We start from the raw sequence: 10,225 nt of genomic DNA, 5'->3' as shown, positions 1-10,225 counted from the left end.
AACGGTTCACCGCCCTGCACATGATGTAGGACCGGATCGCGCCGGACGAACCAACCAGCGAACCGGCAATGATCAGCATCGAATTATTCAGCGAAAAACCGATGCCCGCGGCGGCCCAGCCGGAATAGCTGTTGAGCATCGACACCACCACCGGCATGTCCGCGCCGCCGATCGGGATGATGATCAGCACGCCCAGCGCAAACGCGATCAGCGCCATCAGCACGAACGGCAGCCAGGCGGACTCGGCGCCCGGCGCCATGACGAACATCATGCCAAAACCGAACATGGCAATCGCCAGAATCAGGTTGATGAAATGCTGGCCCTTGAATTGCACCGGCGCGCCCTGGAACAAGCGGAACTTGTATTTGCCGGCCAGCTTGCCAAACGCAATCACCGAACCGGAGAACGTGATCGCGCCAACGAAAGTGCCGATGAACAGTTCCAGCCTGTTGCCGAACGGGATCGGCTGGCCTTTGCCGGCAATGCTGAAGGCCCAAGGCTCGGACACGGCGGCTACCGCAATACACACCGCAGCCAGGCCGATCAGCGAGTGCATTGCCGCGACCAGTTCAGGCATCTTGGTCATTTCGACCTTCTTGGCCAATACCGCGCCGATACCGCCGCCAACCACCGCGCCGGCAAGCACCAAGCCCAGGCCCATGCCGCCGCCGCTCATGCTGGCTTTTAACTTGATGATCAGCAGGACAGTGGTAACCGCCGCAATCGCCATGCCGCTCATGCCAAAGGCATTGCCGCGGCGGGCGGTAGAAGGATGGGACAGACCTTTCAAGGCCTGGATGAAACACACTGACGCGATCAGGTAGAACAGCGTCACCATGTTCATCGTGACAAAATCGAGATTCATTATTGCGCTCCCTTGCTGCTTGCCGCAGGCGCCGCTTTCGGCTCCTTCTTCTTGAACATTTCCAGCATGCGCTGGGTGACCAGGAATCCGCCAAACACGTTCACCGCCGCCAGCGCTACCGCCAGCGTGCCCATGACTTGCCCAAGCGGGCCTTCGGTCAGTCCGGCAGCCAGCATGGCGCCGACGATGATGATGGCCGAGATGGCATTGGTGACGGCCATCAGCGGCGTGTGCAATGCCGGCGTGACGGTCCAGACAACGTGATAGCCGACGTAGATCGCCAGCACGAAGATGATCAGGTTGATCAGGGTAGGGCTTGCTGCTTCCATGATGCTGTTTCCTTTGATGAGAGGCCGCCGCCACGCGGCCATGAAGTCGATTATTTTTTAAGGCTGGTGATCTCGTTGCGCGCGCCGACAAACACGATTTTCGGACGATGAGCTTCAAGCTCGGCTGCGGACATCGGCGCGTACGTGCAAATGATCAGCAGATCGCCCAGATGTACCAGCCGCGCTGCCGCGCCATTGAGCGAAATCTCGCCGCTGCCGCGCCGGCCCTTGATCGCATACGTCGAAAACCGCTCGCCGTTGTTGATGTCATACAGTTCGATTTTCTCGAACTCGCGGATATCGGCAGCGTCGAGCAAGTCTTCGTCGATGCCGCACGAACCCTCGTAGTTCAAGTCGCACTGCGTCACCGTGGCGCGGTGGATCTTCGAGCGCAGCATGATTCTCTGCATGCGCGCCCCTACTTCCGCAATACTTCACCGCCACTGCACAACAGGGTCGCAGCGACAATTTCATCTTCGCGGTTGATGGCCAGTGCGCCGTCCTTGTCCACGATGAGCTTCATGAAGTCGATCAGGTTGCGCGAATACAGGGCCGAGGCGTCGGCCGCCACCAGCGCCGGCAGGTTCGCTTCGCCGATGATGTGCACGCCGTACTTGGTCACCGTCTTGCCCAGTTCCGACAAGGGGCAATTGCCGCCCTGCTCGACCGCCATGTCAACGATGACCGAACCCGGCTTCATCGAGCGCACGGTTTCCTCGGAGATCAGCGTCGGCGCGCGACGTCCCGGGATCAGTGCGGTGGTGATGATGATGTCGGCCTGCTTCGCGCGTTCATGCACCAGTGCCGCCTGGCGTTGCATCCAGGCTTCGGGCATCGGCCTGGCATAGCCGCCGCTGCCTTTGGCGATCTCGCGCTCTTCATCGGTCTCGAACGGCACGTCGATGAATTTCGCGCCGAGGGATTCGACCTGCTCCTTGACTGGCGGACGCACATCGGAGGCCTCGATAACCGCGCCAAGGCGCTTGGCCGTGGCGATTGCCTGCAGTCCGGCCACGCCCACGCCCATGATCAGCACACGGGCCGCCTTGACGGTACCGGCAGCCGTCATCAGCATCGGCATGAAGCGCTGGTAGGTGTTGGCGGCCAGCATGACGGCCTTGTAGCCGGCGATATTGGCCTGGGACGACAGCACGTCGAGCGACTGCGCGCGCGTGATGCGCGGCGCGGCTTCCAGCGAAAATGCCGAAAGGCCGTGTGCGGCCATGGCGGCGGTGTTGTCTGCGTCAAAGGGGTTGAGCATGCCAACCACGACGGCGCCGCTTTTCATCAGGCTGCGCTCCTCGGCCGATGGTGCGCGCACCTTCAGGACCATGTCCGCGCCAAAGGCGTCGGCTGCATTACCGATCGCAGCGCCGGCAGCGATATACGCGTCGTCGGTCACGCTGGCGCTGATGCCGGCGCCCGATTGAACGACTACCTGGTGCTGTGCCGCCACCATCTTCTTGACGGTTTCCGGCGTAGCGGCGACGCGGGCTTCGCCCGGCCGCGACTCGGCGGGAATGCCGATTTTCATATAATTCTCCAGTCCAGATAGGCAGGTAATAAAGGTTGGCAGGATATTACACGGAAAAACCACCGGTTCGGCCCATCGGTGACGACATGGCAATGGTTTGCCGGATGCCTGCGGGCCAGGGAGATCGCCCGCACGCGCAGGGCAATCGTAGCCAACGCCGGTGATGCTGATGGATACGATAATAAAATTTGATGATCGTTGATGCTTCGCCAAGCAGGAAGGCGCACGAAATCCGGGATCGGACCTGGACGCGCGCCCGCCTGACGCCAGCACCGCTGCACCGCTGTAGAATATTGCCTCTGCCAAGGGAAGCCATGTCCGACATCTGGAAACCATCCGTCACCGTCGCCGCCGTGATCGAACACGAGGGCCGCTTCTTGCTGGTCGAAGAAGAAACCAGCGAAGGCGTGCGTTTCAACCAGCCGGCCGGCCACCTTGATCCGTTCGAGTCGCTGGAGCAGGCGGTCGCGCGCGAAGCGCTGGAAGAGACAGCGCATGAATTTGCGCCGACCTCGCTGATCGGGGTCTATATGTCGCGCTACCAGTCGGTGCGCACCGGGGAGGACGTGACCTACCTGCGCTTTGCTTTCGCCGGCACGCTCGGCCCGGCGCATGACCGACCGCTCGATCATGGCATCCTGCGCGCGCTCTGGCTGAGCTATGAGGAATTGGTTGCACTGCGCGAGCGGCATCGCAGCCCGCTGGTGCTGCAATGCGTCGACGATTACCTGAAAGGAAAGCGCACGCCACTATCGCTGCTGCACACCCACGCCAGCGTCACCGGGAATCCGGATGACTAAAAAGCGTGTGGTGCTGGGCATGTCGGGCGGGGTCGACTCCTCCGTTGCCGCCTGGCTGCTCAAGCAGCAGGGCTATGAAGTCATCGGCCTGTTCATGAAGAACTGGGAGGATGACGACGATTCCGAATACTGCTCGACCCGTGAAGACTGGATCGACGCCGCCAGCGTCGCCGATGTGGTCGGGGTCGACATTGAAGCCGTCAACTTTGCCACCGAGTACAAGGACCGCGTATTCGCGGAGTTCCTGCGCGAATACGAAGCCGGCCGCACGCCCAATCCGGACGTGCTGTGCAATGCCGAAATCAAGTTCAAGGCCTTCCTCGACCATGCGGTGTCGCTGGGCGCCGACCTGATCGCCACCGGGCACTATGCGCGCGTGCGGCAGGCCGCCAGCGGCCGCTTCGAGCTGCTCAAGGCGATCGACGCCAGCAAGGACCAGAGTTACTTCCTGCACCGCCTGAACCAGGACCAGCTTTGCCGCACCCTGTTCCCCTTGGGCGAATTGCACAAGACAGAGGTGCGGAAAATTGCCGGCGAGCTGGCGCTGCCGAACGCCCGCAAGAAGGATTCGACCGGCATTTGCTTCATCGGCGAGCGGCCGTTCCGCGAATTCCTTAATCGCTACCTGTCGTTCAAGCCAGGGCCGATGAAGACCGACCAGGGCGATGTCGTTGGCCAGCATGTCGGACTCAGTTTTTACACGCTAGGCCAACGCAAGGGCATTGGCCTGGGCGGCATGCAGGCTTACCGCAATGAACAGGGCGAAGCGCAGCCCTGGTATGTCGCCCGCAAGGATGTCGCCACCAATACCCTTTATGTCGTGCAGGGTCATGATCACCCCTGGCTGCTGTCGGGCGCGCTGGTGGCTGACCAGATGAGCTGGGTTGCCGGCCAGGCGCCAGGCGAGGCCAATTTGGCCGCCAAGACCCGCTACCGCCAGGCCGATGTCGCCTGCCGCTATCGGCCGCTGGCGGCGGAAAACACCTTCTCGCTGGAATTTTCCGATCCCCAATGGGCGGTCACGCCGGGACAGTCGGCCGTGCTGTACCAGGGCGAAGTTTGCCTGGGCGGCGGCATCATTGCGTCATCCAGCGCCACCACCCCTGCCGATACTGCCAACGCTGCTGCACCGACCTGAGCGGGTTGCGCTACGCCACCAACGTGGGCGCGGCTTTGGCTGGCGCAATCTGACCCAGATGCTTACGATCTACCTTGCCTGGCCTGTCGACCAAATATTGCAGATGCCGTCTGCAAAATCTGCTGTGCCGGGAAATCTCCAGATAGCCTCTGGGCAATCACCGGATCTGTCCGCGCTGGACCAAGCTTTCCCGCCAAATGCTACAGGTGCGCGCTACACAATCTTTGCCCTGTACCATCAAACGAAAACGGAGCCGCAGGCTCCGTTTTTTTATACCTGCCCGCAAAATCAATGGGGCGCAGTGTCCTTGAAGGACTGCCGCTCGGACAACTTGTCGAACAGCTTGCCCAGGTTGGGATAATCCACGCGCCAGGTGATTTCAGGGAAACGCAGCGCCAGCCAGCCCAGCGAACAACCGACCGCGACATCGGCCAGCGTGAACTGGTTGCCGGCGCAGAACGGCGTTTCGGCAAAGCCGGTCGACATTGCCTTCAGGCCGCCATGTACTTTGGCCATCTGGCGATCGATCCAGTCCTGGCTCTGGTGTTCAGGCGCACGTCGGGTTTTTTCGAGCCGGACCAGCACGGCGGCATCGAGGATGCCGTCAGCCAGCGCTTCCCAGCACTTGATGCTGGCGCGCTCGCGCCCCTGGGACGGAATCAGTTTGCCAACCGGTGTGAGCGTATCGAGATATTCAACGATCACGCGCGAATCGAACATTGCGCCACCGTCCTCCATGATCAGGCATGGCACCTTGCCCAATGGATTGGACAAGCCTATGGCCGACTGCGCACTCCACACGTCTTCAGGAACATGTTCATAGTCGAGCTTTTTTTCCGCCATGACGACCCGGACCTTGCGGACGTAGGGGCTGGCGAACGATCCAATCAGTTTCATAGATGATCTTGGTGGTGGCAGCGGCCGATTATAGCATCGCGAAATCGCCGGCAGACAGCGTGGCCGATTGCCGGGACGGTCCCGGCCCGGTGGTAAAATCGGGGGCTTCGCTGCGCATGGCACGCGTTTTCGTGCCCCGCCTGCGCCCTGCATTTTTCCTGACCTGATTCCCGCCATCATGCCGCTTACCGCCCTGTCTGCCCTTTCGCCCCTGGATGGCCGCTACGCCGCCAAGACCGACAAATTGCGCCCCCTGCTGTCGGAGGCGGGTTTCATGCACCATCGGGTGAAAGTGGAAATTGCCTGGCTACAGGCGCTTGCTGCCGCCGGTTTCGCCGAAATCAAGCCGTTTTCCGCCGCCGCCAGCGACCGGCTCGAGCGCCTGGCCAGCGAGTTCAGCGAAGCCGATGCAGAGCGCATCAAGGCGATTGAAGCGGTCACCAACCATGACGTCAAGGCGGTCGAATACTGGCTCAAGGAAAAGGTCGCGGACGTGCCGGAACTGGTCGCCGCGTCTGAATTCATCCACTTTGCCTGCACCTCGGAAGACATCAACAATACCTCGCACGGGATGATGCTCAAGGCGGCGCGCAACGAGGTGCTGCTGCCCTCCCTGCAACAGGTGATCGACGCGCTGACGAAGATCGCGCACGACAATGCGGAAGTCCCGATGATGTCGCGCACCCACGGCCAGCCGGCCAGCCCGACCACGCTCGGCAAGGAGATGGCCAACGTGGTCGCCCGCCTGCGCCGTGCCGCCGCGCAGATCGCGGCAGTGGAAATCCTGGGCAAGATGAATGGCGCGGTCGGCAACTACAACGCCCACTTGTCGGCCTATCCGGAAGTGGACTGGCCGGCGTTTTCACGGCAAGTCATCGAGCAGCGGCTGGGCCTGGTGTTCAACCCGTACACGATCCAGATCGAGCCGCATGACTATATGGCCGAGCTGTTCGACGCGGTTGCGCGCGCCAACACGATCCTGCTGGACCTGAACCGCGACATCTGGGGCTATATCTCACTCGGCTATTTCAAGCAGCGCACCAAGGCGGGCGAAATCGGCTCGTCGACCATGCCGCACAAGGTCAATCCGATCGACTTCGAAAACTCCGAAGGCAACCTGGGCATGGCCAACGCGGTGCTGCGGCACATGGCGGAGAAGCTGCCGCTGTCGCGCTGGCAGCGCGACCTGACCGATTCCACCGTGCTGCGCAATATCGGCGTCGGACTGGGCTATGCGATCCTGGCCTACGACAGTTGCCTGCGCGGCCTGAACAAGCTGGAAGTCAATCCGGAGCGCATGGCGCAAGACCTGGACGCGAGCTGGGAAGTGCTGGCCGAGCCGGTGCAGACGGTGATGCGCCGCTACGGCATTGAAAACCCGTACGAACAGTTGAAAGAACTCACGCGGGGCAAGGGCATTACCAAACAGGCAATGCATGACTTCATCCGCACGCTGGCAGTACCGGACGATGCCAAGGCGCGCATGCTGCAAATGACGCCGTCAAATTATGTTGGCATTGCTGCGGAGCTGGCCCGGCAGATCTGACTATCCCTGCCGCAGGAATCCTGCGGTGGGCAGGCCAATCCATGAAAAATGCCCCGCCGTCGGTTCGACTGCGGGGCATTTTTTCGATCCGATCAATTCCGATCAGGATCGCTGTGTCAGACGACAGCGCCGTCGTGCTCGTCTTTTTCCTTGACCGGCTTGATCAGGTCTTCGCGCTTGACGCCCAGCCACATGGCGACTGCGGCGGCAACGAACACCGATGAATAAATGCCGAACAGGATGCCAATGGTCAGCGCCAGCTCAAAATAGTGCAAAGTGGGTCCGCCAAACAGCAGCATCGACAACACCAAGAACTGGGTTGATCCGTGCGTGATCACGGTACGCGAAATGGTGCTGGTAATGGCATGGTTCATCACCTCCGCCGTTCCCAACCGTCCGAACCGGCGGTCACGGAAAGTCTCGCGCACCCGGTCGAACACAACCACCGATTCATTGACCGAATAGCCGAGGATGGCCAGCACCGCCGCCAGCACCGTCAGTGAAAACTCCCACTGGAAGGCGGCAAAAAATCCCAGGATGATGATCACGTCGTGCAGGTTGGCGATCACCGCCGCGATCGCATACTTCCATTCGAAACGGAACGCCAGGTAAATGATGATGCCCAGGATCACCATCGCCAGCGCGGTCAGGCCGTCCGCCGCCAGCTCCTCGCCGACTTGCGGGCCGACAAATTCCACCCGCTGCAACTTGACGTCGGCGTCCGTGCCCTTGAGCGCCGTCATGACTTTCTCGCTGGTTTGCGCGGTCGTCACACCTTTCTGGGCGGGCAGGCGGATCAGCACATCCTGCGCCGTGCCGAAGCTTTGCACCTGGCTGTCCGGAAAGCCCAGGCCCTCGACCGTCTTGCGCACCTGCTCGATATTGGCCGCCCTTGGATAGGCAACCTCCATCACGGTGCCGCCGGTGAATTCAATCGACAGGTGCAGGCCCTTGGTCAGCAGGAAAAACACCGCTGCAACGAACGTCAGCGCCGAAATCACATTGAAAACCAATGCGTGGCGCATGAACGGTATGTCTTTTTTGATACGGAATAACTCCATGCCTGCCTCTTGTTACTGGTTACTCGTTACAGTGTCCCGGGCGCGATAGCGCTCAGGCATTGGGCTTCCATACCTGGCCGATCGATATCGAACTCAGCTTTTTCTTGCGGCCATACCAGAGGTTGGCCAGTCCGCGCGACACGAACACCGACGAGAAGATCGACGTCAGGATACCCAGGCAGTGGACCACCGCAAAACCGCGGATGGCGCCGGAGCCGAATATCAGCAGCGCCAGGCCGGCGATCATGGTGGTCACGTTGGAGTCGACAATGGTGGCCCAGGCCCGGTCGAAGCCGGTGGAGATTGCCGCTTGCGGCGTGCTGCCGTTGCGCAACTCTTCACGGATACGCTCGTTGATCAGCACGTTGGCGTCGATTGCCATGCCCAGCGTGAACGCGATGGCGGCCATGCCCGGCAGGGTCAGCGTCGCCTGCAACAGCGACAACAGCGCAATCAGCAGCAACAGGTTGACCGACAGGGCAATCACGCTGAATACACCGAACAGCATGTAATAAGCCGCCATGAACACTGCGATGGCGGCAAAGCCGTACAGCGTGGAGTTGAAGCCCTTGCTGATATTGTCGGCGCCAAGTTGCGGGCCGATGGTGCGTTCCTCGATGATTTCCATCGGCGCTGCCAGCGAGCCGGCACGCAGCAACAGGGCCAGGTCACTGGCGGCTTCGGCCGAACCCATGCCGGTGATCTGGAAGCGCGCACCGAGTTCGTCACGGATGGTTGCCACCGTCAGCACTTCGCCGCGGTTCTTTTCGAACAGTACGATCGCCATGCCTTTGCCGACCCGGCTGCGGGTGGCTTCACGCATGCGCCGGCCGCCGTCGCCATTCAAGTCGATGCTGACGGCTGCCTGCTGGTTCTGGTCAAAACTGGCGCTGGCATTGGAAATGTAGTCGCCGGTGATGATCGGGTCCTTGTACAGCACGACCGGTGCATTCTTGCCGACCCGGAACAGTTCCGAACCGAAGGGGATGGCCGCCGTTTCTTCGCTGCCGCGGGTGACGGTTTCATCCACCAGGCGCACTTCCAGTGTCGCCGTGCGGCCAATGATGTCCTTGGCGCGCGACACGTCCTGCACGCCCGGCAACTGCACCACGATGCGGTCCGCGCCCTGGCGCTGGATCACCGGTTCGGCCACGCCGAGTTCGTTTACGCGCTTTGACAAGGTCGTGATGTTTTGCTGGACCGCTTCTTCCACCGTCTGCTTGAGCGCTTCGGGCCGCATGCTGGCAACCAGCCGGAACTCGGCGCCATCAGTGGACTCTTCCAGCAGCAGTTCCGGCAACTGTCCTTCCAGCAGGGACTTGGCTTGCGTCCGGGTGGCCGCTTCGCGGAACTTGAGTTCGACGCTGTTGGCGGTACGGGTCAGGCCGGAATAACGTATTTTCTTGTCAACCAGGATGCTGCGGATGCCGGACTGCAAGCCCTGTATGCGTTTGTTGAGCACGGCGCGGGTATCCACCTGCATCAGGAAGTGCACACCGCCGCGCAAATCCAGGCCCAGGTACATCGGCGCTGCATTGAGCTTTTGCAGCCAGCCCGGTGTATTGGGCAGCAGGTTGAAGGCGACCAGGTAGGTCGGATCAGCCGCATCGCGATTGAGTCCGCGCTCCAGCGCTGCCTTGGCCTTGAACTGAGTGTCGGTGTCGGCGAAGCGCGCGCGAACGGTGCCGTGCGCGCCGGCGTTTTCAAAGAACACTGCCAGCGGCTTGAATCCACCCGCCTGCAATACCTGCTCGACCTGGGTAATCAGGCCGGCCTCGACTTTCACCGTGGCCTTGGCGCTGCTGACCTGTAACGCCGGCGACTCGCCGAAGAAATTCGGCAGCGTATACAGCACGCCAAGCACCAGCGACAGGGCGATCAGGATGTACTTCCAGAGTGGATAACGGTTCATGTTGGGGAGTCGGGTGAAGGCGCTGACGACCAGCCGCCCCGGGCAGGGCGGCGCTGCAACAGGTCAGACAGACTTGATGGTTCCCTTGGGAAGCAGGGTCGAAACAGCCACTTTCTGGATCACGACTTCGGTGCCGTCGGCGA

The 10,225-nt window shown here is 61.4% G+C and carries 10 protein-coding genes; 3 read left to right on the top strand and 7 right to left on the bottom strand.

Annotated features, from left to right (window positions below):
• The 4 genes from Q7T64_RS06575 to Q7T64_RS06560 all read right to left on the bottom strand — a co-directional run.
• The coding region (locus tag Q7T64_RS06575; RefSeq protein ID WP_304793118.1) for an NAD(P)(+) transhydrogenase (Re/Si-specific) subunit beta at window positions 1-865 on the bottom strand (865 nt) is incomplete at its 3' end.
• Window positions 865-1,194, bottom strand: a complete 330-nt coding sequence (locus tag Q7T64_RS06570; protein WP_304793115.1) for an NAD(P) transhydrogenase subunit alpha — start codon at window positions 1,192-1,194, stop codon at window positions 865-867. The genes Q7T64_RS06575 and Q7T64_RS06570, both read right to left, overlap by 1 nt.
• 50 nt (window positions 1,195-1,244) lie before the next feature.
• Window positions 1,245-1,604 carry an aspartate 1-decarboxylase gene (panD, locus tag Q7T64_RS06565; protein ID WP_304793112.1) on the bottom strand — a complete coding sequence of 120 codons (360 nt, stop codon included), beginning with the start codon at window positions 1,602-1,604 and terminating at the stop codon, window positions 1,245-1,247.
• An 8-nt stretch (window positions 1,605-1,612) separates the two neighbouring features.
• Window positions 1,613-2,728 carry a Re/Si-specific NAD(P)(+) transhydrogenase subunit alpha gene (locus Q7T64_RS06560; protein WP_304793110.1) on the bottom strand — a complete coding sequence of 372 codons (1,116 nt, stop codon included), beginning with the start codon at window positions 2,726-2,728 and terminating at the stop codon, window positions 1,613-1,615.
• Window positions 2,729-3,042: 314 nt separating this feature from the next.
• Here Q7T64_RS06560 and Q7T64_RS06555 point away from each other — a divergent pair, with 314 nt between their 5' ends.
• Complete coding sequence (locus tag Q7T64_RS06555; protein WP_304793107.1) at window positions 3,043-3,528, top strand: NUDIX hydrolase; 486 nt, start codon at window positions 3,043-3,045, stop codon at window positions 3,526-3,528.
• Window positions 3,521-4,666, top strand: coding sequence for a tRNA 2-thiouridine(34) synthase MnmA (mnmA, locus tag Q7T64_RS06550; protein WP_304793104.1), 1,146 nt, complete (start codon window positions 3,521-3,523; stop codon window positions 4,664-4,666). Before Q7T64_RS06555 ends, mnmA begins: the two co-directional genes overlap by 8 nt.
• Window positions 4,667-4,954: 288 nt before the next feature.
• On the opposite strand, the gene Q7T64_RS06545 is transcribed toward mnmA, so the two are convergent.
• Window positions 4,955-5,563 (bottom strand): glutathione S-transferase N-terminal domain-containing protein, encoded by a 609-nt coding sequence (locus Q7T64_RS06545; protein ID WP_304793101.1) that lies wholly within the window; start codon window positions 5,561-5,563, stop codon window positions 4,955-4,957.
• 178 nt (window positions 5,564-5,741) lie between these two features.
• Here Q7T64_RS06545 and purB point away from each other — a divergent pair, with 178 nt between their 5' ends.
• Window positions 5,742-7,109, top strand: coding sequence for an adenylosuccinate lyase (purB, locus tag Q7T64_RS06540; RefSeq protein ID WP_304793098.1), 1,368 nt, complete (start codon window positions 5,742-5,744; stop codon window positions 7,107-7,109).
• A gap of 116 nt (window positions 7,110-7,225) precedes the next feature.
• Here the strand turns inward: purB and secF are convergent, their stop codons facing one another.
• Window positions 7,226-8,170 (bottom strand): protein translocase subunit SecF, encoded by a 945-nt coding sequence (gene secF, locus Q7T64_RS06535; protein WP_304793096.1) that lies wholly within the window; start codon window positions 8,168-8,170, stop codon window positions 7,226-7,228.
• Between the two features lie 52 nt (window positions 8,171-8,222).
• Window positions 8,223-10,082, bottom strand: a complete 1,860-nt coding sequence (gene secD, locus Q7T64_RS06530) for a protein translocase subunit SecD (RefSeq protein ID WP_304793092.1) — start codon at window positions 10,080-10,082, stop codon at window positions 8,223-8,225.
• Between the last annotated feature and the right edge of the window lie 143 nt (window positions 10,083-10,225).

Source organism: Lacisediminimonas sp. (assembly GCF_030645335.1).
Taxonomy (GTDB): domain Bacteria; phylum Pseudomonadota; class Gammaproteobacteria; order Burkholderiales; family Burkholderiaceae_D; genus Lacisediminimonas.
The sequence above is the reverse complement of the archived record's forward strand: the minus strand, read 5'-3'. Positions and strand labels throughout refer to the sequence as shown.